The organism is Bradyrhizobium oligotrophicum, assembly GCF_051168495.1.
In the GTDB taxonomy this organism is placed as follows: Bacteria; Pseudomonadota; Alphaproteobacteria; order Rhizobiales; family Xanthobacteraceae; genus Bradyrhizobium; species Bradyrhizobium oligotrophicum_A.
Map to the genome: position 1 here is coordinate 495419 of NZ_JBNPVB010000001.1, position 24366 is coordinate 519784.

The following is a 24366-nucleotide window of genomic DNA, read 5'->3' on the forward strand; positions in this document are numbered from 1 at the left end:
ATGGGCTGCCCTCATCCCGAAGGATGATGTGCGAACACCTTGTCGAGAGCGGCAAAGCAGGCCGTCTCGACGAGTTCCGGCGCATGCCGGCCGAGCACCTCCATCTTCACGCCGGAGTTGATTTCGAGCACCTGCCAGTGCCCGTCGACCAGCACGACGTCGATGGACGTATAGCGGATGCCGATGACGCGCGCGGCCGCGCGGGCCAGCGCGGTGCAGGCCTCGCGCAGCGCACCGGCCGTCAGCAGCACGGGCTGCGCACCGAATTCGAGATTGTGCCGCCAGCTCAGCAGGCGCTGCGCGCCTCGCGGGAGGATGGCGTCCAGTGTCGACGCATCGAATTCGCCGGCCAGACGCCGCAGCAGTTGCGCATGCTGTTGCACCGGCACTGTCGCGAGCGCGAGCTCACGCAGCGAATGGCCGCCATCTCCGCTCACGACGGGCCGCTGCTTGCGGTAGACGATCAGCGGCACATCATCGAGCAGGATCACCCGGACTTCGTCCGCGATCTGCAGGAGCGGCGCAATCGCGGCGCTCGCGCCGGTCGCAAAAATTCGGGTGAGCGAGCCCTTCAGTTCAGCCGCGGTCGTCGCGCGTGTCACTGCGCGGCCCGACGTCCCCTCATTGGGCTTTACGACCAGCCCCTTCGGATGGCTTTCGAGCAATTCCAGGATTGACGGCCAGTCCGGCTCACGCGCCCCCGTCAGCGCCGGCGCGAGAACGAACGCGTGCGGGATAGCGGGAATTCCCGAAGCCGCCAGCAAGCTGGCGGTGGCGGCCTTGTCGCAGGCCAATCTGTGCGCCACCGCACTGTTGAGGCCGAAATCGTAGCCGAAAATGAAATGACGCCGGGGCGCATCGCCCAGGATCAGCAACCAGCCGTCCTCACGGACGTCGAGGGCGATGCCCCGTTCGGCGCAATAGCGGGTGACGGCGGCGAGCTGGAGGTGCGGATGGTTAACCATTGCTCAAGGATTGGGCTGGATGTGCGAAACGAAAGTGCTGGAAAGTCAGGATGTCGGCAAGTAAATTACCGATATCGTTTGTGTACGAACGAATGGCCGATCGAAGCGAAACCGCATCGGCCGGCATGCGTTTGATCGCGATCAATGGTGCATCCATGCGGGTTGATTATTCGCTGTTTTCACGTACATCAGGCGCCGAAAATCGCCGGATCCATAGGGTTTTTGCGGCCCCTCTCGTCACGACTTGTTTCTTCCAACTTCAGCCCACGTGAAAAAACAAACGACATGAGCGCGTTCTATAAAGAGAAAGTTCTTTCCGTTCACCACTGGACGGACACCTTGTTCTCGTTCCGGGCGACCCGCGATGCGGGGTTCCGTTTCCAGAATGGCCAGTTCGCGATGATCGGCCTCGAGGTCGAGGGGCGCCCGCTGCTGCGCGCCTACAGCATGGCGAGCGCCAATCACGAGGAGGAACTCGAGTTCTTCAGCATCAAGGTGCAGGACGGTCCGCTGACGTCGCGGCTGCAGAAGATCAAGGAAGGCGACACCATCCTGGTCGGCCGCAAGGCGACCGGTACGCTGATCCCCGACAATCTGCTGCCGGGCAGCCGGCTGCTGCTGCTGTCGACCGGCACGGGACTGGCTCCGTTCGCGAGCCTGATCAAGGACCCCGACGTCTACGAGCGCTTCGAGAGCATCGTGCTGGTCCATGGCTGCCGCCAGGTCGCCGAACTCGCCTATGGCGAGAGCGTCGTGGCCAAGCTCCGTGAGGACGAGCTGTTCGGAGAGCTGCTCGAAGGCAAGCTGCAGTATTATCCGACCGTCACCCGCGAGCCGTTCCGCAATCGCGGCCGCATCACCGACCTGATCACGTCGCAGCAGCTGTTCAACGATCTCGGCCAGCACGCGCTCGACATCGCCAAGGACCGCATCATGATGTGCGGCAGCCCGGCGATGCTGGACGAGCTCAAGACCATGTTCGAGTCGCGCGGCTTCCTCGAAGGCAGCGGCAACGAGCCCGGCCATTTCGTGATCGAGAAGGCGTTCGTGGAGCGCTGAGCGTCCCGCCTTCCAGTTTTGACATTTTGGAAAGAGCGCCTCGACGCAATCGGGGCGCTCTTTTCGTTGGCAATATCCTCCTTGCACGCGTCCGAGCGGCCGTGCGATTTTCGGCACCAAGATCGGGCCGTCAGACGTCCGACGCCAAATAGGGAGGGGATGAGCATGGATTCCATCGTACGACGGCAGACGCTCGGGGATCTCTTGCGGCGGAGCGCGGCGCGGACGCCGCACAAGACGGCCGTGATCTGCGGCGAGACCAGCTGGACGTACGCCGAATTCAACGCCATCGCCGATCGTCTGGCCGCAGGACTCGCCGCCCGCGGCGTCGGCAAGGGCGAGCGCGTCGCGATCCTTGCGCGCAATTCGCATGCCTTTGCTGCCCTGCGCTTCGCGCTGGCGCGGCTCGGCGCCGTGCTGGTGCCGATCAACTTCATGCTCAAGCCCGAAGAGGTCGCCTACATCCTCAAGCATGCCGGCGCGCGGCTGCTCGCGACCGACAGCGGCTTCGCCGGCGTGGCGCGTGCCGCCAAGGCGCTGGCGCCCGCGGTCGAGCAACTGATCTGGCTGCCGTCGGAAGGTCCGAGCGAGCGGCACAGCGACATGATCGATTTCGCCGAGCTTGCGGCCTCGACAGAGGCCGTGCCGGCAGTCGAGATTGCGGGCAGCGACGTCGTGCAGATCGTCTACACGTCGGGCACGGAGTCGCTGCCGAAGGGCGCGATGCTGACCCATGACGCGGTGATCTGGCAGTATGTCAGCTGCGTGGTCGATGCCGGCATCGCAGCCGATGATGTCACGCTGCACGCGCTGCCGCTGTATCATTGCGCGCAGCTCGACGTGTTCTTCGGCCCCTCGATCTATGTCGGCGCCACCAACATCATCACGGCATTTCCGACGCCGGACAATCTGCTGCCGCTGATCGCGAAGTATCGCATCACTTCGTTCTTTGCGCCGCCGACGGTGTGGATCTCGATCCTGCGCTCGCCGCTGTTCGAAACCACGGACGTCTCCACTTTGCGCAAGGGCTATTACGGCGCCTCCATCATGCCGGTCGAGGTGCTGCGCGAACTGGCGCAGCGGTTGCCCGAGGTTCGCTTGTGGAATCTGTACGGCCAGACCGAGATCGCGCCGCTGGCGACGATGTTGGGACCCGAGGATCAGTTGCGCAAGCCGGGCAGCTGCGGCCGCGCCGTGCTCAACGTCGAGACCCGCGTGGTGGACGACGACCTCAACGATGTCGCGCCGGGCCAGGTCGGCGAGGTCGTGCACCGCTCGCCGCATCTGATGCTCGGTTACTTCCACGACGACCAGCGCACCACGGCGGCCTTCCAGGGCGACTGGTTTCACTCCGGCGATCTCGCGACCATCGATGACGAGGGCTACATCACGATCGTCGACCGCAAGAAGGACATGATCAAGACCGGCGGCGAGAACGTCGCCAGCCGCGAGGTCGAGGAGGCGCTCTATTTGATCCCCGAAGTTTCGGAGGTCGCCGTCGTCGGCCTGCCGCACCCGCGCTGGGTCGAGGCGGTGGTCGCCGTGGTCGTGGTCAAGTCCGGTTGCGAGCTGACCGAGGAGGCGGTGATGGCGCAGGCGTCGAGCCGGCTCGCCAGCTTCAAGACGCCGAAGCGGATCGTGTTCGTCGACGCCTTGCCGAAGAACCCCAGCGGCAAACTGTTGAAGCGGCAGTTGCGCGAGGCCCATTCGGGGCTGTTTGCGGAGGGGTAAACGGCTGCCGCCCTTGGCGATCGTGGGTGCTGCCGGGAGGCCTGCCTGGCGCTGCGGATCGATACCGCAGCGCCGCAGTCCATAGCCCGGGGCTATCGACGTTGTGATATGATCGATGGCCGACTGCGCGCTCTTGTGTAACGATTGCTTCGCGATGCGCGTAGTATCGTGACGCCAGACCTTCCACGAGCCACCCCGAGGCCTCCCATGGATACGCTGCTGCTCCCGTTCTCGCCGCGCTTCATCGTGCTGACGATCTGTGCCACGGCGACGGCGCTGCTGCTGATCCTCGGCATCTACGATCGCAAGATCTTCGATCTCGTCCTGATTCCGCTGTTGATCTTCGGCGCGCTGACCCTGCTCGGCGTGCGCGATCTCGTGCAGAAGAGCCATGCGGTGCTGCGCAACTATCCGATCTCCGCGCATCTGCGCTTCCTGCTCGAGGAGATCCGGCCCGAGATGCGGCAGTATTTCTTCGAGAGCGAGAAGGACGGCATGCCGTTCTCGCGTGACACCCGCGCCGTCGTGTACCAGCGCGCCAAGATGGTGCTCGACAAGCGCCCGTTCGGCACCCAGGAGGACGTCTATCGCGAGGGCTATGAGTGGATGCACCATTCGGTGTCGCCCAAGCCGCACGCCGAGGAGAAGTTCCGGATTCAGATCGGCGGTCCCGATTGCGCCAAGCCGTATTCGGCCTCGGTGTTCAACATCTCGGCCATGAGCTTCGGCGCGCTGAGCCCGAACGCGGTGCGCGCGCTCAACGGCGGCGCCAAGCGTGGCGGCTTCGCCCACGACACCGGCGAGGGCGGCTTCAGTCCCTATCACGCCGAGATGGGCGGCGACATCATCTGGGAGATCGGCTCCGGCTATTTCGGCTGCCGCCACCGCGATGGCAGCTTTGATCCCGACGCGTTCGCGCGGGTCGCGGCCACCGAACAGATCAAGATGGTCGAGCTCAAGATCAGCCAGGGCGCCAAGCCCGGCCATGGCGGCGTGCTGCCGGCCGCCAAAGTGTCTGAGGAGATCTCCAAGATCCGCGGTGTGGCGACGGGTGAGGACTGCATCTCGCCGGCGGCGCACCGCGCGTTCTCGACGCCGATCGGGATGATGCAGTTCATCGGCGAGATGCGGCGGCTGTCGGGCGGCAAGCCGGCCGGCTTCAAGCTGTGCATCGGCCATCCCTGGGAGTTCCTGGCGATCTGCAAGGCGATGCTGGAGACCGGCATCTATCCCGACTTCATCGTCGTCGACGGCAATGAGGGCGGCACGGGGGCGGCGCCGCTCGAATTCATGGACCATCTGGGCATGCCGATGCGCGAGGGCGTCAATTTCGTGCACAATGCGCTGGTCGGGATGAACGTCCGCGACCGCATCAGGATCGGCGCCTCCGGCAAGATCGCCACCGCCTTCGACATGGCGCGCGCGATGTCGATCGGCGCCGACTGGTGCAATTCGGCGCGCGGCTTCATGTTCTCGCTCGGTTGCATCCAGTCGCTGAGCTGCCACACCGACCGCTGTCCGACCGGCGTGGCCACGCAGGACCCGTCGCGGGCCCGCGCGCTGGTCGTTCCGCACAAGATCGACCGCGTCTACAACTATCACCACGCCACCCTGCATGCGCTGACCGAGCTGCTCGCGGCGGCCGGTCTCGAACATCCGCAGGACCTGCGTCCCATCCACTTCTCACAGCGGACCTCGACCACCGAGGTGTCCTCCTTCGCCAAACTCTATCCGTCGCTGCGCCCGGGCGAACTGCTCGACGGCACCCATGACGTCCGTTTTCGCGACGCCTGGGCAATGGCGCGGCCGGATACGTTCGCGGCCGCGTGAGATTGCTGCGCCGTTCTCAGTGAGGCTGTAAGTCGCGCCCCCACACTCGCCGTCATCCCCGCGCACGCGGGGATCCATAACCACAGGCGGTTGCTTGTTGCGTTGAAGGTTCAACGCGCAGCCCGCCTCGAGATGGATCACGCGGTATGGGTCCCGGGTCGGCGCCCGATGCCGCTCGCGCGGCGTCGGGCTTGCCGGGGACGACAGCGGGGGTTGGGTTGGCCTGCGCCTCAATGCGGGTTTTCCAGGCTGAAGGTCTCGGACTGCTCGTCATAGGCAAAGAGCTCGGCGTAGCGGCCCCAGGAGACGATGGTCTGCAGGGTCTCGTCGGCATAGTGCTCGGACATGTAGTCCTCGAGCTCGATGCGGAAGCGTGTGGCGGGTGCTGCATGCGACGGGCGGTCGTCGAGCACGCGGCGGATCAGGCCCATCAGCGGCACGTTCTCCATCAGGTGCTGGGCGAACAGTTTCTTGCGCTCGTCGGTCTCGAGATCGGCGAAGCGGCGGCCGGCCTCGGTCAGGGTCAGATCGCCCTCGCTGAGCTGGGCGAAGCGCAATAGCTGCAGCGCCTCGGCGAGAGGAAAGATCTCGTCGACTTCGAGCTGGAGATGTCCGGCCAGTACCGGCAGGTCGGCATGGCCATTATAGGGTTCGCCGGCGAGCGCCTCGATCAGGCCCGAGATCGAGTTCGACGACACGTGATTGAGCACCATGCCGACGCCGGCGCTGGCGGTGCTCGGCAGCTTCGGCTCGGGCCGCTGCGTCATGCGGGCGTAGAGGCTGTCGACGAGCTGGCGGAAGACGGGGTCGAGCCGGTTGCGCGGATGCGGCAGGTCGATTTTGAACTCGGCGGCGACGCGGCCGGGATTGGAAGAGAACACCAGGACGCGGTCGCACATCAGCACCGCCTCCTCGATGTTGTGCGTCACCATCAGCACCGACTTGATCGGCAGCCGTCCATCCGTCCAGAGGTCGATGAGGTCGGTGCGGAGCGTCTCGGCAGTCAGCACGTCCAGCGCCGAGAACGGCTCGTCCATCAGCAGCAGATCGGGATGCACGACCAGCGCGCGGGCGAAGCCGACGCGCTGGCGCATGCCGCCGGACAGCTCCTTCGGAAAGGCCGATTCGAAGCCGTCGAGGCCGATCAGGTCGATCGCGGCCAGCGCGCGTTTGCGCCGCTCGCCGGCCTCGATGCCGAGCGCCTCCAGGCCGAGCTCGACGTTCTGCAGCACGGTGAGCCAGGGAAACAGCGCGAACGACTGGAACACCATCGCGACGCCGACAGGCGGACCTGCGATCACCTCGCCGCGATATCTGGCTTCGCCCGAGGACGGCGACACGAGTCCTGCGATGATGCGCAGCAGCGTCGACTTGCCCGAGCCGGAGCGGCCGAGCAGGCCGACGATCTCGCCGGCACGGATCGTGAGGTCGACCTTCTCCAGCACCAGGAGATCCTCGCCGCTGCCCTTCGGAAACAGCCGGCTGACGCCCTTGATCTCGATCAGCGATGTCTCTTTGACCTGGTCGCGCATGACAAATTCTCCCGGTCAGCCGAGCCGCAGCCGGCGTTCGCCGAAGGCGTAGAGCGGCCGCCACAGCAGCCGGTTGAACAGAGTGACGAGAATGCACATCACGGCGATGCCGAGCACGACGCGCGGAAAATCGCCGCGTTCGGTCGCCGCCGCGATGTAGGCGCCGAGCCCCGAGGCCGTCAGATGCGTGTCCCCCCAACTCGCGACCTCGGCGACGATCGCGGCATTCCACGAGCCTCCGGAGGCGGTGATGGCGCCGGTGATGTAATAGGGGAAGACGCCGGGCAGCACGACCTTGAACCACCAGCGCCAGCCGGTCAGGTGCAGGCTCGCAGCCGCCTCGCGCAGATCGGTCGGGAACGCGCTGGCGCCGGCGATGACGTTGAACAGGATGTACCACTGCGTGCCCAGGATCATCAGCGGGCTCAGCCAGACATTGGCGTCGAGGCGATAGCGCACGATCAGCACCACGAACACCGGGAAGGCGAGATTGGCCGGGAAGGCGGCGAGGAACTGCGCCAGCGGCTGCAGCCGCTCTGCGAGCTTCGGCCGCAGCCCGATCCAGACGCCGACCGGGACCCAGATCAGCGAGGCCAGCGCAATCAGCACGGCGACCCGCACCAGCGTGATCAGGCCGTAGCCGATGGCGCTGAGGATGTCGGCCGGCGCCAGCGTCGCCGCGAGATAGAGATAGGTCTTCCAGCCGGCATAGGAGCAGCCGACGATGACCACCGCGAGCCAGAGCCCGTCGACGAGCTGCGACGGCGGCGCGTGGCGCACCGGGCCGCTCCAGGCCTTCGGCCAGTTCAAGCGCAGGTTCGAGAACGCGCGATTCACGGCGGCGAACAGCACGGACAGTTTGCGCAGTGCGCGGGTGTGCCGGAACAGGTCGAGCATCCACGAGCCCGGCGGATCGCCGGACGCGGTCTGCTCGAAGCGGAATTTGTCGGCCCAGGCCACGATCGGGCGGAACAGCAGCTGGTCATAGGCGGTGATCACGAGCAGCATCGTCAGCAGCGCGATCCCGATCGCCGCGAGATCCTGCTGCTGGATCGCGAGCGCCACATACGAGCCGATGCCCGGCAGCGTCACCGTGGTGTTGCCGACCGTGATCGCCTCCGACGCCACGACGAAGAACCAGCCGCCGGACATCGACATCATCGCATTCCAGATCAGCCCGGGCATCGCATAGGGCACGTCGAGCCGCCAGAAGCGCTGCCAGCCGGAGAGGTGGAAGCTGCGCGTCGCCTCCTCCAGATCCTTCGGCACGTTGCGCATCGACTGGTACATGCTGAAGGTCATGTTCCAGGCCTGGCTGGTGAAGATCGCGAACACGCAGGCGAGCTCGGCGCCCAGCACATTGCCCGGGAACAGGTTCATGAAGAACACGACGGTGAAGGTCAGGAAGCCGAGGATCGGCACCGACTGCAGGATGTCGAGCAGCGGGATCAGCACGATCTCGGCGCGGCGGCTCTTGGCCGCCAGCGCGGCATAGACGAAGGTGAAGACCAGCGAGCAGGCGATCGCGAGCAGCATGCGCAAGGTGGTGCGCAGCGCGTAGAGCGGCAGGTTGGCGGGATCGAGCGACACCGGCGTACTGTCCAGCGCCGACAGCGGCTGCGTGGTCTGCTCGCCGCCATAGACGATCAGCACCATCGCGCCGACCACGATGATCAGCGCCACCACGTCCCAGATGTTGGGGCGCACGGTGTCGCGCAGCACGGTCGTCCTGATGTCCTGAAGCATCATCCGCGTGTCTCGTCTCGTCGTCCGCAGCCATCGGCGATGGCTCCGGAGGCCTCCTTGTCATGGCGCGCGGGGCGGGTTCAAGCCGGCAGGCTGCCGGCCAAATTCGCACCCTAGGTGCCCTGTATGATGGTTTGATATCAAGCGGCGGCGGGGTCCGGCGCCGCGTTCCGGCCTATCAAAGGATACGCGGGGCGCGTCTTCACGTTCCCGCGACATCGGATGTCCGGGGTATGCCAGATGGTCGGCCCTCGGCAGATGTGAGGGCGCAGGGAAGGCCGGACCTCGACTGAGGCCCGTGGCCCGCCTGCGAGAGAAAAATGCAGGCGGCAGGAACCACAGGTCAGCCGGACGACCCGGCCCTCCCTGCGCGACAGTTGACCGGCTTATACGTGCTCTCCTCGGTGCACCGGGCTTTTTGGCCACCGTGGCGACGACGCGCGCATCACGCACGCTGCCGCGGACCTCAGCGTCGGGAGATCAGGACCACACGATTTCGCCGTCCGTGACGACAACGCTCGTCCAGCGCCGCCATCCCGTCCATCGCATTGCCGGCCCAACGTTCGTGACGACGCGTACGCCCCTCATCAGGACCGGAACGGGGACAGCATAGAACGGGATTTATGATTTTCGGAAGCGGTTTATTTTTCGCGGAGGATCTTGAAGCGGGGCTTGGCATTGAGCGCGCAGGGGAAATGAGGGGGTCGGCGCAGGTCGCCCTTGTGCTCCATCTGCCGTCGTTCGGCATGTGGGAGATCGGCACTCTGCCCGACGGGCGAATCGGCCATGAGTTGTTTGTTCACGCAGAGCGCGGCGGGCTCGGTGCACCTCTCCCCGCCCTTTGCGGGGAGAGGTCGGATTGCGCAGCAATCCGGGTGAGGGGCATGGCACAAGCGGAGCTGCGTCGCAGGTCCATCGGACTCATGGGCCGGCGCCAATAGTAGGCATCGCCCGTGCGGCTGCCCCTCACCCCGACCCTCTCCCCGTGAAGAACGGGGAGAGGGGGCGCAGCGTTCGTGCGGTGAGAGCGGGGGGCTCAGCTATCCCACATTCGGCTCGCCACCCTCGGGCGCGAGCTTGGTGGCCAGGATCTTGTCGATGCGGCGGCCGTCGAGGTCGATGATCTCGAAGCGCCAGCCGTCGAGCTCGAAGCTCTGGCCGACCTCCGGCACGCTGCCGAAGTGCTGCAGCACCAGGCCGGCGACGGTGTGGTAGCCGCGATGCGGCGGCACCTCGATCGCCAGCACATCGGCGAACTCGTCGAGCGGCATCCACCCGGACACCAGCAGCGAGCCGTCGTCGCGGCGGACGCAGGCGGGCTCCGGCGGTCCTTCCTCGGAGGAGAACGCGCCGACGATCGATTCCAGGATATCGGCCGCGGTCACGACGCCTTCGAACGCGCCATATTCGTCGTGGACCAGTCCCATGTGGACCGGCGAGACCTTGAGGATCGCGATCACGTCGCGCGCGTCGACGGTGGACGGAATGATCGGTACCTCGCGGACCAGGCCGCGCAGGTCCGGCATCTCGTCGCGCAAGTACGCCGCCAGCAGGTCCTTGGCCTGCAGCACGCCGATCGGCCGGTCGCGCTCGCCATCCGATACCGGCAGGCGCGAATGCGGGCTTTTCGCCAGCAGCTCGCGGATGGCCTTGGGGTCGTCGTTGAGATCGACGACGTCGACCTCGGGACGAGGCGTCATGATCGCGCCGACGGGGCGGTCGCCGAGCCGCATCACGCCGGCGATCATCTCCTTCTCGCCGGGTTCGAGCACGCCGGCGGTCTCGGCCTCGCGGACGAGATGATGGATCTCCGCCTCGGAGACCTTCTCCTCGCCCTCGCCGGAGCGGCCGAGCAGGGCGAGAATCAGCTTGCCGGAGAGATCGAGCAGCACCACCAGCGGCAGCGACACCTTGGCGAGCACCTGCATGGCAGGCGCGACGCGGACGGCGACGGCTTCGGGATCGCGCAGCGCGAGCTGTTTCGGCACCAGTTCGCCGACGATCAGCGTCGCATAGGTGATGGAGGTGACGACGAGGCCGACGCCGACGATGTCGGCGACCGAGCTCGACAGGCCGAGTTCCAGCAGCCATTGCGCCAGGCGCTGGCCGAGCGTGGCGCCCGAGAAGGCGCCGGAGAGCACGCCGACAAGGGTGATGCCGATCTGGACCGTCGACAGGAAGCGCCCGGGATCGGAGGCCAGCGTCAGCGCCCGCCGTGCGCCGGATACGCCTTTTTCGGCCAGCATGGCCAGCCGGGCCGGTCGCGACGAGACGATCGCGAGTTCGGACATCGACAACAGGCCGTTGACGACAATGAGGACGACGATGATGGCGAGTTCGACGGAGAGCATTGAGACCTGTGGAGGTGCCCGGATGGGCAGGGAATGGGGACAGGTCCTAGCATATGGGGACGGCAACCGCCCAATGCCGCGTTGCGGTGGGCGCATGGTTGGGGGCGGGTGGGCGGTCAGATTGGGCACTTGCCGCGCCTGGACCTCCGCTGTCGTCCCCGCGAACGCGGGGACCCATAACCACCGGCCCTGATGAGGCGGGCAACTGGCAGTCACGTTCCTCGATAGCTTCCGCGGTATGGGTCCCCGCGTTCGCGGGGACGACAGCGATTTTGACGAGGCGTTGTGGCTCTACAGCGTCATTGCGAGCGCATCGAAGCAATCCAGGGGCGCGGGCGGCACTCTGGATTGCTTCGTCGCTTCGCTCCTCGCAATGACGGCCGTGGAGAGGATCTGGCTTTATCCCGCGGCACTCGCCTCGGCAGGCGCTAACGCAGCAGCGACGTCACCCTCAGAAATCTCCGTGCAAACGTCCCGAGAAGATCGACACCGGGCCGCGGTCGGCGTTGTAGGCGGGGTTGCTGACGAACTGATAGTCGGCCGTGAAGGTCAGGTATTTGTTGATCGAATAGGCGTAGTAGGCCTCGATGATGTTCTCGCGCCGGTAGTTCAGCGCGCCGTCGCCGATCAAGGGGCCGAGGCCGCCGGCGGCGAGGAAGGCGCGGTGGTTGCTCGACAGGCCGTTGCTGACGCCGGCAAGGCCGATGGTGTCGTCGGGACGGCCCCAGCGGGTGCCCTTGATCGAAGCGCCGAGCGACAGGCTGGAATCGATGTCGGTGAACGCCATGATCTCGGTCTTGCCGTCGTTCCAGCTCCAGCGGCCGAACAGGCCGAGCTCGTCCGACAGCGCCTGGTCGAAGCTGACGACATAGCCGTATTTGCTGCGGCCGCGGCGGGTCTGGCTGATGTCGAGATTGAGCGCGAGATTGTCGAGCGTCTCGCGATAGCTGCCGGAGAAGACGCTGTTGAACCAGCCGATCGTGCGCAGATGGCCCGGCTGCCCGAACAGCTGGTAGCGCGTCTCGAGCTCGACGACGTAGCTGCCGCGCCGGAACACGTTCATGTCGAAACTGTTCGAATTCGACACGGCGTCCATCAGGAAGTAGCCGGCGCGCAGCGCCCAGCTCTTCTGGTTCAGCTCGGCGGTGGCGCCATAGGTCAGGCCGAGCTTGTCGGCCGCGTAGTCGAAGGCGCCGGGCGCCCACACCGACCAGTTCATGAAATCCTTGCGCGCGTCCTTGGCGTAGGCGTTGCCGTCGAACACGTCGAGCACGGCGAACTTGCCGATCTGGAAGGTCAGCCGCGAGATGTCCTGCTTGCCGGACAGCTGCAGCTGGCCGCTGCCGAACTGCTCCTGCTCGCCGCCGAAGCCGAAGGTCTGGCGCAGGAACAGGCGCGAGGTGTTGTAGTGGGGGTAGGGGAAGTCCGACTTCTGCGCCTCGCCGTTGGAAAAGCCGCCGATGCCGACGGTGTTGCTGAGCCCGAAGCCTTGCAGCAGTTCCGGATTGTAATAGACCTCACCGCCGTCCCACAGCCGCGCGTTGATGTAGAGGCTGTTGCTCCAGGTCTGCTGGAACTGGCGCGCGGGGGTGAGGCTGTTGGCGCCGGTATACGGGGCGCGGAATGAAGGATAGCCCTGGCCGATCACGGTCGCCTGGCCGTGGATCTCCCAGCGGTCGGACTCGGGATCGGACGGATCGCTCTTGAGCTTGAGGTCGGGGCCGTCGGCGAAATCGAGCTTGCGGTTGAGTCCGACGCGCAGGGTCTGGAAATCCAGCGCGGAGGTGTAGCTGGCGCCGTTGGAGAAGCGCACGCCGCCGTCCTCGAAACGGCTGTAGAGATATTCCAGGCGCCAGCTCCAATGCGGCGCAAAGCTGCGTTCGATGCCGGCGCCGGCGGACCAGCCGAGCCGGGTGGTCAGCCGCTTCTCATCGTTGCCGGCCGCATCGGTGTTGATGAAGCGGCCGCCGGTCCAGGCGAGGCCGCCGGTGGCATAGACCAGCCAATCACCCTGGACGTAGCCGACGCGGCCGCGCGCGGTGGCGACGTAGTCCCACAGTTCGGACACGTTCGAGCCGGGCGTGCCGAGCGTCGCGACGGTGTGGTTGGAGGTGAGATAGTTCGGAAAGCCGAAATCGCCCTCGAGCCCGAGCAGCAGGCCGGAGCGGGTGACCCAATTGTAGCCGGCCTGCACGCCGCCGATGAGCCCGCTGAACGGGCTGCCCGCGCTGGCCACGCCGGTCGGATCGGTCAGGGTCGCCCGGGCATGATCGCGTGTGTAGCCGGCATGGACGCCGACATTGAGCCCAGTCCAGTCGAACACGGTCTGCGCCATCCGCGCCTTGACGGGCAGGTCGGCGGCGGCAGCCGGCGTGGCGAGCGGGCCGAGCGAGGCGATCATGGCGCCTGCGAGGATCATCTCTCGGGGGCAGTTCGAGCGGATCATTGGCGGAAGAGTCCCAAGGCAAGCAAAACGGCGCGGACGGAGTCCGAATCTCATTGTCCGCGTACAGTCACGAGAAGATTACGAAGTAGCCCATGTTCGATCGAAACTGTGGACCAGCAGCGGCGATTTGTGGATGATTTCTATTGCAATTAATTTGCAACAGCAAGTTTGCTGCGGGGTTTGGGCATCTTCGGCCGAGGGTGTGACCTCTGTGCAACAGACAACCCGCCCGGGGGCGGCCGGGCGGGTTGGGGAGACGCGGGTCGGGGCAGGACTCGAGGCCTGCGTCATGGGCGGGACGCTGGCCGAGGCAGAACGGGTGAGGCGAAGTAGCGAAGGGCTTGGCCGAGTTGCTAGGCGGGGCGAGCGCCGCAGCATCAATAGCGGCAGGCCCGGACGCGGCCGAGATACCGGCCGTAGATGTCGTATTGCGGCACCCAGCGGCAAGTGCGATAGCCGTCGCCATAATAGTAGGCGTCGTTGTTGGCGGCGATCGCGCTGCCGACGACGGCGGCGCCGACGAGCCCGGCTCCCACGCCCCAGCCCCAGTGAGGATGATAGCCGCCCGCAGCGGCAGGCGTTGACGTCGCGGCGATGCTGCCGGTCACGGCGAGCGCGGCAAGCGTGACCGCGGCAATCCTGGTCTTGATCGACATGGTGAAAGCTCCTGTGTGCGTTGGGGCGGCAGGTTCCCGGCCGCTTGCCCCATTGGACGGAGCCTTTTCGAAAGCGGTTCGATTCGCCCGAGGATGGTCGGGGCGATATCGGAATTAGTTAATCGATACAGACGCTTGATGCCGGTCTAACGGCTCGCGAGCGGGCCCGCGCGAAGCGTGTTCACGTCGAAGTTATCGACATCCTCCAGCAACGCGCAGAATGCGCGAGCGCCGTGCTCGAGCACGCGGTCGCCCTTCTCGGCCGAAGCCTGCGTGGCGTCGCCGACCGCGCCGCTCGCGTTCAGGTCCTGCGTCTGCCACGCCAGCGGTGCGGGCCGCTGCGTCGACAGCACGCGGTTGCCGGTCTCCATCGCAGCGCCCGAGGATGTGAAATCGGCAATGGCGTCGTTGCGCACCAGCTGCGGATGACGGGCCTGCATGATCGAGGTCTCGACGGCGCCGCCATGGATGCCGTGGCGCAGCTCGTCGGCGGAGAACAGGCCGTCGGGCGCGCCGAAGCGCGACCACGACGTCGTCACCACCAGCATGCGATGGACCGCGCGCAGGTCCTGCGCAACCAGGGTCATCGCGGCGCTGTTGCCGCCATGGCTGGTGACGATCACGAGCTTCCTGATCCCGGCGCGCGCGACGCTGTCGCCGAGCGCGCGCCAGCTTTGCAGCGCGGTTTCGGTCGGGAGGGTCAGCGTGCCCGGATAGTCGATATGCTCGGTCGAGATGCCGACCGGCTGCACCGGCAGGAATGTCACCGGCAGCTCTGGCGGCAGCAGCGCGCGGACGCAAGCGAGATAGGCCTCCGCGATATGGACGTCGGTGCCGAGCGGCAGATGCGGCCCGTGCTGCTCGGTGGCCGCGAGCGGCAGCACCGCGATCCAGCTGGCGGCGTCGGACGTTTCCAGGGCGGGCCAATGCAACTCGGTCCAGTCGCGGGGTGGCAGGGTCATCGCGCGGGCAGTTTCCTTCGTCCGTCGGGCAGGGTAGTTATCGCCCATTGATCTTAACATGTTCAGCCAGAAAGCACCGGGGGAGACCAGACATGGCGCAATCGCTTCTGTCGCGAACGTTAATGGCGGCATGGCTGGTTCTCGGCGCCGTGGCCGGATCGGCGCAGGCCCAGACCCTGGACAAGGTCTCGTTCGGCACCAATTGGGTTGCCGAGGCCGAACATGGCGGTTTCTTCCAGGCCGTCGCCGACGGGACCTACAAGCGTTACGGCCTCGACGTGACGATCGTGCCTGGCGGCCCGAACGAGAACAACCGCATGCTGCTGATCTCGGGCAAGATCGAGTTCTTCATGGCGGCGAACACGCTGATGGCATTCGACGCCGTCGCCAACAACGTGCCGGTGGTGTCGATCGCGGCGATGTTCCAGAAGGATCCGCAGGTGTTCCTAACGCATCCGGAGTCCAAGATCACCAAGCTCGAGGAGCTGAAGCCGCTGACCCTGTTCGTCTCCAAGGAAGGCATCTCCAGCTACTATCAATGGCTGAAATCGGAATACGGCTTCTCCGAGAAGAATGTCCGTCCCTACACCTTCAATCCGCAGCCGTTCATCGCGACCGCGCAGAGCGCGATGCAGGGCTATGTGACGTCGGAGCCGTTCGCCGTCGAGCGCGCCGCCAGCTTCAAGCCCGGCGTGATCCTGCTGGCCGATTACGGCTTCAACACCTACTCGACCCTGATCGAGACGCGGCGCGACCTGATCGAGAGCAAGCCGGATCTGGTGCAGCGCTTCGTCGACGCCTCGATCATCGGCTGGTACACCTACATCTACGGCGACAACTCTGCCGGCAATGCGCTGATCAAGAAGATGAATCCGGAGATGACCGACGACCTCCTGGCCTATTCGGTCGCCAAGATGAAGGAATATGGCATCGTCGATTCCGGCGACAGCGTGGAGAAGGGCATCGGCGCCATGACCGAGGAGCGCACCACCAGCTTCTTCGACAAGATGGTGCGGGCCGGCGTCGTCAAGCCGACGATCGACTACCGAAAATCCTTCACCACGCGTTTCGTCAACAAGGGCGTCGGCCTCGATCTCAGGCCGAAGAATTAGGACGGATCGCATCGGCGCCATCAGCAGATGAGTTCGCCCCCTTCGTCCGAGAGCCGTGCCGGAGTCGCCGCGGTGCGCCTGCGCGGCGTCACCAAGGTCTACGACTCCGGCGTTGCCGCGCTCGGGCCGATCGATCTTACGATCGAGAGGGGCGCGTTCGTCTCGCTGCTCGGCCCCTCCGGCTGCGGCAAGTCGACGGCGCTGCGGCTGATCGCCGGTCTCGTTGCGCCCAGCAGCGGAGTGGTGGAGGTTGCCGCGGCATCGACGGACGCGCGGCCCGGCCACCGCATCGGCTTCGTGTTCCAGGAGCCGACCTTGATGCCCTGGACCAGCGTGCGCGACAATGTCGGTCTGCCGCTCAAGCTTTCGCATGTGCCCTCTGGCGAGGCGCGGCTGAGGATCGATGCGGCGCTGGCGCAGGTCGGCCTGGCCGATTTTGCGGAGGCCTTTCCGCGCGAATTGTCCGGCGGCATGAAGATGCGTGCCTCGCTGGCGCGGGCGCTGGTGACGCGGCCGGACATCCTGCTGATGGACGAGCCGTTCGCAGCCCTCGACGAGATCACGCGCTTCCGTCTCAACGACGATCTGCTGGCGCTGTGGCGCAGCTTGAACATGACCGTCGTGTTCGTGACCCATTCGGTGTTCGAGTCGGTCTATCTGTCGCAGCGCGTGCTGGTGATGACGGCGCGGCCCGGCCGGCTCAGCGCCGAGATCCGGATCGAGACGGACGCGCCGCGCGATGATGCGTTCCGCGCCTCGCCGGCCTATGCCGGCTATTGCCGCCGCGTGTCAGATGCGCTGGCCCCGGCCTATACCGGAGTACATGCGCTGTGAGCGGCGGCCACGAGCGAGGTCTGGCGATCGCGAGTGCGCGGCTGGCGAGCCTCGCCTTTCCGGCCGTGGTCTTCGTCGCCGCGATGACGGCGTGGGAACTGGTGGTGCGCCTCAACGGCATCCAGCCCTATGTGCTGCCGGGTCCGCTGCTGGTGCTGAAGACCTTGATCGCCGATTGGGACATCCTGGCGCAGTCGCTGCTGACGACCCTGATCACGACGCTCGAAGGCTTCATTGCGGCTGCGCTCGGCGGCATCGCGCTGGCGCTCTTGTTCAACCAGTCGCGATGGCTGGAATGGGCTTTGTTTCCCTATGCTGTCGTGCTGCAGGTCACGCCCGTGATCGCGATCGCGCCGCTGCTCCTGATCTATCTGCCGCAGCAGACCGCGGTGGTGACCTGCGCGTGGATCGTCGGCTTCTTTCCGGTGCTGTCCAACACGGCGCTCGGCCTCAATTCGGTCGACCGCAATCTCGCAGGGCTGTTCCAGCTCTACGGCGCGTCGCGCTGGCAGACCTTGCGCCATCTGAAGCTGCCGGCCGCGCTGCCCTACATTCTCGGCGGCCTGCGCATCGCCGGCGGGCTGTCGCTGATCGGCGCCGTGGTCGCCGAGATCGCCGCCGGCAGCGCCGGCGCGGGCTCGGGTCTCGCCTATCGCATCGCGGAATCCGGCTATCGTCTCAACATACCTCGCATGTTCGCAGCATTGGTGCTGCTGTCGGTCGCCGGGATTGTCATCTATGGCGTGCTGGCGCTAGTTTCGCACCTCGTTTTGCGGCGCTGGCACGAAAGTGCTCTTGGAAAGGACAACTGATGGCGGCCACTTCCTCTGACAAGATCGACGTTCTGATCTATGGGCCATTGCGGCCGATCCTGGAGAAGGGGTTTCCCGACAGTTTCACCGTGCACCATGCGACGACGCAGGCCGATCTCGAAGCGCTGCCGGCCGACGTCAAGGGCCGGATTCGCGGCGTCGCCGTGACCTTCCACACCGTCAAGACCGATGCCGCAATCATGGCGATGCTGCCGAAGCTGGAGATGATCGCGAGCTTCGGCGTCGGCTACGACCACATCGCCGCCGCCCATGCCGGTCAGCACGGCATCATCGTCACCAACACGCCGGACGTGCTGACCGAGGAGGTTGCCGACGTCGCGTTGGGCCTCTTGATCGCGACCTGCCGCGAGTTCGTCAAGGCCGACCGCTTCGTCCGTTCCGGCGCGTGGTCCGACAAGCCCTATCCGCTCAGCGTCGGCTCGCTGCGCGACCGCACCGTCGGCATGGTCGGCATGGGCCGCATCGGCCAGGCGATCGCGCGCCGGCTCGAAGCCTCGCTGGTGCCCGTCGTCTATCATTCGCGCAAGCCGGCCGATGGCGTGTCCAACAAGCACTATCCCGACCTGCTGCAGATGGCCAAGGACGTCGATACTCTGGTCGTGATCGTGCCCGGCGGCGCCAGCACCAACAAGATCGTCAATGCCGAGGTGCTGAAGGCGCTCGGACCGCGCGGCGTCGTCGTCAACGTCGCCCGCGGCACCGTCATCGACGAGCCGGCGCTGATCGAGGCGCTGAAGTCGGGCACCATCCTCGCCGCCGGCCTCGACGTGTTCGAGAAGGAGCCGGCGGTGCCGGACGCGCTCAAGGCGATGGACAATGTCGTGCTGCTGCCACACATCGGCTCGGCTGCCATCGTAACCCGCAACGCGATGGATCAGCTGGTGGTCGACAACCTCAAGGTCTGGTTTGCCGGCAAGCCGCCGCTGACGCCCGTTCCGGAAACGCCGGTGAAAGGCCGCTGATGACGAGAGCTCTCCCACCGCTGATCGCGCTTCTGTGTTTCGCGACGAGCCTGCCCGTTGGTGCGCAGGACACGTCGGGCCTCAAGAAGGCGATGATCGGGCAGTGGGAGCTCGCGACCACCGAGCGCAGCAAGACCTGCGTCGTGACCCTGAAGCCGGATGCCGCGCCGCGCGGCATGAAGCTCGATCTGGAGCCGGGCTGCGCGGCGGCGCTGCCCTTCACCAAGGACATCGCCGGCTGGAACGTGAAGGGGCTCGACATCGTCAGCCTGCAGGCCGCCAACGGCGAGGCGGTGATCGACTTCACCGAGGTCGAGGCCGGCATCTTCGAGGGCCTGCGCCAGGGCGAGGGCGTCTACATCCTGCAGAACCTGGCGGCGGCGCGGTCGCTGGCCAAATCGATGGACCAGATGATCGGCGATTGGGCCATGGTGCGCGGCAACGGCGTCACCGTGTGCACGCTGGTGCTGACCAACACCGACGCCGGCAACGACAATTTCCAGGTGTTCGTAAAGCCCAAATGCGATGCCGCGATCGCGGCCTTCGCGCCGACGCAGTGGCGGCTCGAACACGGCCAGATGATGCTGATGTCCGGCCGCGGCGAGACCTGGCGGTTCGAGGCCGACGACAACGCGCAATGGCGGCTGGTGCCCGACAGCGCCAATCCCCTGATCATGCTGCGGCAGTGAGCCGGCACGCCTCGCGCAGCCGGCACCGGCGTTAACGAATGCGAAACCGGGGTTAACGCTTCGTTGCGACTTGCGGCCGTGCTTTGAACGTGTCGTTTACCGATTTTGCGTCTGCTGGTTGTCTCCAGAGTCGGGAGCGAGCCATGCCGTCGCGGTTGCGCAGGTTCACCACGTCGCTGCCGTCGTTCAGCCTCAACGACAAGATCTCGGCGGTCGCCACCGCCTTCGCCGTGCTCGTGACGGTGTTGACGCTGGGCGCGCTCTCGGCGCTCCAGGAGCAGCGCCTGTTCTATCAGCGGCTCGAAACGCTCGCTGCCGTATCCCGCAACATCGAGCGCACCAACGCGCTGATCTTCGCCGTCGTGATGGAGTCGCGCGGCATCTACATGTCGCCGGACCGCAACGTGGCGCGGCGTTACGCCGATGCGCAGCTGGCGAAGATCCAGCAGCTCGCCAAGGTGGTCGAGGAATGGCAGGCGCTCGTGACCGACGACGACGCGGCGCAGTTCGCCGCGTTCAAGCAGCGCATCGATCAGTTCATGGAGTTTCGTACCGAGATGGCGCGGCGGACGATCTCGGTCGGCTCGTCCGCGGCGCGCGAACTCGGCGACAACGACCAGAACCGCGAGGCGCGGACCGCGCTCAACGAGGATATCGAGCAACTGGCGCGACTCTACGCCGACCGCATGCGGGAGCTCGGCGAGGCCATCGACGCGCGCGGCCTGGTCTCGTTCTATCTCTGCGGGCTCGGCGTGCTCATCCTGATGCTGATCGCCGCCGTCGCGCTGGCGCTGCGCTGGGGCGTGCTGACGCCGCTGCTCGAAATCGCCCGCGTGACCGACCGCATCGCTGCGGGACGGATCAAGCTGAAAATCCCGTATGCGCGTCGTCACGACGAGATCGGACGGGTCGCCCATGCGGTGGAAACGTTCCAGGACGGCGCGTTCCGTATTCTGGAGCTCGAGGAGCACGAGGTCGAGATCGAGCGCCAGCATGCCGACATCCTGCGCGAGCACGAGCGGCTGGAGCAGGGCGCGCTCGACAGCCAGCAGCGGCTCGACGCGGCGGTCGCCAACATGCCCCAGGGACTGATCATGCTCGACAGTTTCGGCTACGTGCTGATGATCAACGATCAGTACCGCGAGCTCTACGGCGTTCCGGCCTCGATCGCGAAACCCGGCGCCCATGTGCGCGACATCCTCGCGCACCGCGCCAAGCTCGGCCTGATGCGCGAGAAGCCGTCGGACTTCCTCGCCGCCCTCAGGCAGCGCATGAAGGAAGGCAGGGCCGACATCGTCGAGGTCGAGCTCGCCGACGGGCGCGTCATCCGCATCTCGGAGCGCCCGATGGCGGGCGGCGGCTGGATCGCGACGCATGAGGATTTCACGGCGCAGCGGCGCAACGAGCGGGTCCTGGCGCGGGCGGAATATTTCCTCGCGGCGCTGCTCGAAAACATTCCGCAGGCGGTGCTGGCCAAGGATGCGCATTCGCTGCGCTACGTGTTCGTCAATCGCGCCACCGAAATCCTGTTCGGCCTGCCGCGCACCGAGATCATCGGCCGCACGCCGGCCGAGCTGTTCTCCGAGCCCACCGGCGCGATCCTCGAGGAGGCCGCACGCGATCAGCTCGCAGGGCGCGGCGACGACCGGCCGCGCGCGCATCGCATCGTCACACCCGGAAACGGTCCTCGCGACATCGTCGTGCGCCGGCTGCCGGTGTCGATCGGCGAGGGCGAGCCGAAATATCTGCTCAGCATCATAGAGGACCAGACGCAGGATCATCGCGCAGCGGCATGACGTCGACCCGGGGTAATCCCGGGATTATCCTGCCTTGACTGCGCCTTGATCTGCATCAAGAACGGCCCGACCGGGCGGGATCGAAGGCCCGGAACGGAGGCCTGTTCATGATCCGACGCTCGAGAATTCCCTTTGCCGCCCGCCTTGGCGCCGCAGCGCTGCTGACGCTGGCGGCTGTCGCGCCGCTGCATCAGGCGGCCGCGCAGGATGCACTCGGCGGCGCGATCCTCGGTGGCGCCGGCGGCGCGATTCTGGGTGGCGCGATCGGCGGCGGACGTGGTGCGGCGATCGGTGCCGGCACGGGAGCCGCGATCGCTGCCGACGGCGAGCGACGCCGCGGCGGATACTACGCCTATCGCAACGGCTGCTACCTGCAGCGCGGCGACGGCGCCTATGTGCGCGTCCATCCGCGCTACTGCTACTGATCCGGTCCTGGTCGGCCCGGGCATGAAGCGGCGCGGCCATGCCGTGCCGCCGGTCAGTCGAGGGCGCGCTCCAGCGCGGCCATCACGCGCGGATCCTCGCAATGCGCGACGTTGAAGCGCATCATGTGCGTGGCCGTCTGTGAGACGCTGAAGACATTTCCGGGCGCGAGCACGACCGCGTCCGACAGCGCCTTGCGCGCGACGTCGGCTGCGTCACGACCTTCGGGCAGGGCACACCACAGAGCGGCGCCGCCGCGCGGCATTAGCCACGGCGTGATCCCGATGCGGCGCAGCTTGTCCGCGGTCTGACGCCGCGCGCGTGCCAGCCGTCCGCGCAATTCCTCGACATGCTTGCGATAGACGCCGCCCGACAGGATGCGCGTCAGCGCCTCCGTTGCGGAGCGGCCGGGGCCGCCGAAGCCGGTCGCGATTTGCAGGTCGACCAGGTGCTCGACCCAATCGGACCGGGCCGCGATGTAGCCGCAGCGCATCGACGCCGACAGCGTCTTGGAAAAGCTTCCGACCAGGATCACGTTGGACAGGCCGTCGAGCGCGGCCAGCCGTGGCGACGGTTCGGGCTCGAAATCGGCAAAGATGTCGTCCTCGACGATGATGAGACCATGGGCCGTAGCGTTCAGCAGCCGGTGCGCGGTCTGTGGCGACAACGTCGCGCCGGTCGGATTCTGCAGCGCCGAGTTGGTGATGTAGAGGCGCGGCTGCTCGGTGGCGAGAATGGCTTCGAACCGCGCGACGTCGGGTCCCGAGGGCGTCATCGGCACGCCGATCACCTTGACCCGATGCGCGCGCAAGAGCGCGAGAAAGTTGAAGTAGCAGGGATCGTCGACCAGCACGGTGTCGCCCGGACGCAGCAGGAAACGGCAGATCAGGTCGATCGCCTGGGTGCCGGACACCGTGAGCAGCAATTGCTCCGGCGCGGCCTCGATGCCGATCGCGTTCAGGCGGGTCAGCAGCAGCCGGCGCAATGCTCCGGACCCATGCGCGCTGCCGTAATCGGCCAGGACGCGGTCGTCGCCGCGGGCGAGGCCGCGAAAGGCGCGACGCAGCGCATCCTGCGGCATCCAGTCCGCCGGCAGCCAGCCGCAGCCGGGCATCAAGGTGCCGGGCTCCGCGTCGAGCGATTGCCGCGAGACCCAGAACGGATCCACGGCCCGCTCGCGCGGCTCGTTGGCGGTGAGCGCCATCGGCGGCGAGGCCGCGGCCGCGGCGTAGAATCCCGAACCGCGGCGCGCGTTGATGAGGCCTTCGGCAGCCAGCCGGTCATAGGCCTCCACCACCGTCGACGGCGAGACCTTCATGGCTGCCGCGAGCCCGCGGATCGAGGGCAGCCGGTCGCCGGGACCGAGGGCGCGGTTGGCGATGCGGGTGCGGATGGCGTCCATCACCGCACGGGTCCGTGTCGGGGCCGCCGGCAGCAGCGTGTCGTTCGCGCTCATTTGTACTGCTTCCTCTAGCCATACAGTTTGATGAAAGTGTACTGATCTGTACCTGCCCCGGCAAGCCGCCCGCGGGCTACCGACGCCCTGCACGTGAATGCAGGGAGGCCGGCATGGGATCATCGCTCGCGGGATGGGGCAGCGGACTGTTCGCCGTCGTGATCTTCAGCGCCTCGCTGCCGGCCACCCGGGTCGCCGTGAGCGGGTTCGCGCCGCTGTTCCTGACCGGTGCCCGCGCCAGCCTCGCTGCGGTGCTGGCCGCGCTCTGCCTCGCGCTGCTGCGCCAGCCGTTTCCGGGGCGGCGCGATCTGGTCTCGCTGGTGATCGTGGCGCTCGGCGTCGTCGTCGGCTTTCCGCTGCTCACGGCACTCGCGCTCCAGCACGTCACCTCGGCGCATGCGATCGTGTTCATCGGCCTGCTGCCGCTGTCGACGGCGCTGTTCGGCGTGTTGCGCGGCGGCGAGCGGCCGCGGCCGCTGTTCTGGCTGTTTGCTGCTGTCGGCGCCGCGTCCGTCTCGGGTTTTGTCCTGTCGCAGGATGGTGTGGCGTCGCCGATCGGCGACCTCGCGATGATCGCGGCCGTGATCGTCTGCGGTCTCGGCTACGCCGAAGGCGCCGTGCTCACGCGGCGGCTCGGCGGCTGGCAGGTGATCTCATGGGCGCTGCTGCTGTCGGCGCCGGCGATGCTGATGCTGTCTGCGCTGACCTGGCCGGCGTCCGCGAGGGCGATCACGGTGGCGGCCTGGCTGGGGCTCGCTTATGTCTCGGTGTTCAGCATGTTCATCGGCTTCGCGTTCTGGTACCGTGGGCTGGCGCGCGGCGGCACCGCGACGGTCGGCCAATTGCAGTTGCTGCAGCCCTTTCTCGGCCTCGCTTTCGCGGGCGTGCTGCTGCACGAGCCGGTGTCCGCGACCATGCTCGGCGCCGCTGCGATCGTCGTGCTGTCCGTCGCGATGGCGCGGCGGTGGGCGTGACGGCGAGAA

19 protein-coding genes are annotated in these 24366 nt (G+C 66.6%); 11 read left to right on the plus strand and 8 right to left on the minus strand.

Annotated features, from left to right (window positions below; all coding sequences use genetic code 11):
* Nucleotides 1–11: 11 nt before the first annotated feature.
* Nucleotides 12–965, minus strand: coding sequence for a RimK-like protein (locus tag ACQR1B_RS02135; protein WP_434831463.1), 954 nt, complete (start codon nt 963–965; stop codon nt 12–14).
* A gap of 285 nt (nt 966–1250) precedes the next feature.
* Between ACQR1B_RS02135 and ACQR1B_RS02140 the strand changes: the two genes are divergently transcribed.
* The 3 genes from ACQR1B_RS02140 to ACQR1B_RS02150 all read left to right on the plus strand — a co-directional run bounded on the left by ACQR1B_RS02140 (nt 1251) and on the right by ACQR1B_RS02150 (nt 5585).
* On the plus strand, nt 1251–2024 hold the full coding sequence (locus ACQR1B_RS02140; RefSeq protein WP_434831462.1) for a ferredoxin--NADP reductase: 774 nt from the start codon (nt 1251–1253) through the stop codon (nt 2022–2024).
* A 165-nt stretch (nt 2025–2189) separates the two neighbouring features.
* Nucleotides 2190–3755 (plus strand): acyl-CoA synthetase, encoded by a 1566-nt coding sequence (locus ACQR1B_RS02145; protein ID WP_434831461.1) that lies wholly within the window; start codon nt 2190–2192, stop codon nt 3753–3755.
* 207 nt (nt 3756–3962) lie between these two features.
* Nucleotides 3963–5585 (plus strand): FMN-binding glutamate synthase family protein, encoded by a 1623-nt coding sequence (locus ACQR1B_RS02150; RefSeq protein WP_434831460.1) that lies wholly within the window; start codon nt 3963–3965, stop codon nt 5583–5585.
* Between the two features lie 230 nt (nt 5586–5815).
* Here ACQR1B_RS02150 and ACQR1B_RS02155 read toward each other — a convergent pair whose 3' ends face one another.
* The 6 genes from ACQR1B_RS02155 to ACQR1B_RS02180 form a co-directional block, all read right to left on the minus strand.
* Nucleotides 5816–7117, minus strand: coding sequence for an ABC transporter ATP-binding protein (locus ACQR1B_RS02155; RefSeq protein WP_434831459.1), 1302 nt, complete (start codon nt 7115–7117; stop codon nt 5816–5818).
* Nucleotides 7118–7132: 15 nt separating this feature from the next.
* Nucleotides 7133–8866, minus strand: a complete 1734-nt coding sequence (locus ACQR1B_RS02160) for an ABC transporter permease (protein WP_434831458.1) — start codon at nt 8864–8866, stop codon at nt 7133–7135.
* Between the two features lie 1037 nt (nt 8867–9903).
* Complete coding sequence (locus ACQR1B_RS02165; RefSeq protein ID WP_434831457.1) at nt 9904–11214, minus strand: hemolysin family protein; 1311 nt, start codon at nt 11212–11214, stop codon at nt 9904–9906.
* 451 nt (nt 11215–11665) lie between these two features.
* Nucleotides 11666–13660, minus strand: a complete 1995-nt coding sequence (locus ACQR1B_RS02170; protein WP_434831456.1) for a carbohydrate porin — start codon at nt 13658–13660, stop codon at nt 11666–11668.
* Nucleotides 13661–14037: 377 nt separating this feature from the next.
* Nucleotides 14038–14316: a hypothetical protein gene (locus ACQR1B_RS02175; protein ID WP_434831455.1), complete on the minus strand. Its 279-nt coding sequence runs from the start codon at nt 14314–14316 to the stop codon at nt 14038–14040.
* A gap of 146 nt (nt 14317–14462) precedes the next feature.
* Entirely contained in the window at nt 14463–15278 is an 816-nt protein-coding gene (locus ACQR1B_RS02180) for a creatininase family protein (protein WP_434831454.1), read from the minus strand.
* Nucleotides 15279–15370: 92 nt separating this feature from the next.
* Here ACQR1B_RS02180 and ACQR1B_RS02185 point away from each other — a divergent pair, with 92 nt between their 5' ends.
* The 7 genes from ACQR1B_RS02185 to ACQR1B_RS02215 all read left to right on the plus strand — a co-directional run bounded on the left by ACQR1B_RS02185 (nt 15371) and on the right by ACQR1B_RS02215 (nt 21929).
* A complete protein-coding gene (locus tag ACQR1B_RS02185; protein ID WP_434831453.1) occupies nt 15371–16390 on the plus strand; it encodes an ABC transporter substrate-binding protein in 1020 nt (339 codons plus the stop codon).
* A gap of 27 nt (nt 16391–16417) precedes the next feature.
* Nucleotides 16418–17224 carry an ABC transporter ATP-binding protein gene (locus ACQR1B_RS02190; RefSeq protein WP_434831452.1) on the plus strand — a complete coding sequence of 269 codons (807 nt, stop codon included), beginning with the start codon at nt 16418–16420 and terminating at the stop codon, nt 17222–17224.
* Nucleotides 17225–17250: 26 nt separating this feature from the next.
* Complete coding sequence (locus tag ACQR1B_RS02195) at nt 17251–18036, plus strand: ABC transporter permease (protein WP_434831613.1); 786 nt, start codon at nt 17251–17253, stop codon at nt 18034–18036.
* Nucleotides 18036–19019, plus strand: coding sequence for a 2-hydroxyacid dehydrogenase (locus ACQR1B_RS02200; protein WP_434831451.1), 984 nt, complete (start codon nt 18036–18038; stop codon nt 19017–19019). Before ACQR1B_RS02195 ends, ACQR1B_RS02200 begins: the two co-directional genes overlap by 1 nt.
* 92 nt (nt 19020–19111) lie before the next feature.
* Nucleotides 19112–19708, plus strand: coding sequence for an AprI/Inh family metalloprotease inhibitor (locus tag ACQR1B_RS02205; RefSeq protein WP_434831612.1), 597 nt, complete (start codon nt 19112–19114; stop codon nt 19706–19708).
* A 143-nt stretch (nt 19709–19851) separates the two neighbouring features.
* A complete protein-coding gene (locus tag ACQR1B_RS02210) occupies nt 19852–21504 on the plus strand; it encodes a PAS-domain containing protein (RefSeq protein WP_434831450.1) in 1653 nt (550 codons plus the stop codon).
* 107 nt (nt 21505–21611) lie between these two features.
* Nucleotides 21612–21929: a hypothetical protein gene (locus ACQR1B_RS02215; RefSeq protein ID WP_434831449.1), complete on the plus strand. Its 318-nt coding sequence runs from the start codon at nt 21612–21614 to the stop codon at nt 21927–21929.
* A 53-nt stretch (nt 21930–21982) separates the two neighbouring features.
* Here the strand turns inward: ACQR1B_RS02215 and ACQR1B_RS02220 are convergent, their stop codons facing one another.
* Complete coding sequence (locus ACQR1B_RS02220; RefSeq protein ID WP_434831448.1) at nt 21983–23383, minus strand: PLP-dependent aminotransferase family protein; 1401 nt, start codon at nt 23381–23383, stop codon at nt 21983–21985.
* A gap of 113 nt (nt 23384–23496) precedes the next feature.
* Here ACQR1B_RS02220 and ACQR1B_RS02225 point away from each other — a divergent pair, with 113 nt between their 5' ends.
* Entirely contained in the window at nt 23497–24357 is an 861-nt protein-coding gene (locus ACQR1B_RS02225) for a DMT family transporter (RefSeq protein ID WP_434831447.1), read from the plus strand.
* Nucleotides 24358–24366: the final 9 nt, after the last annotated feature.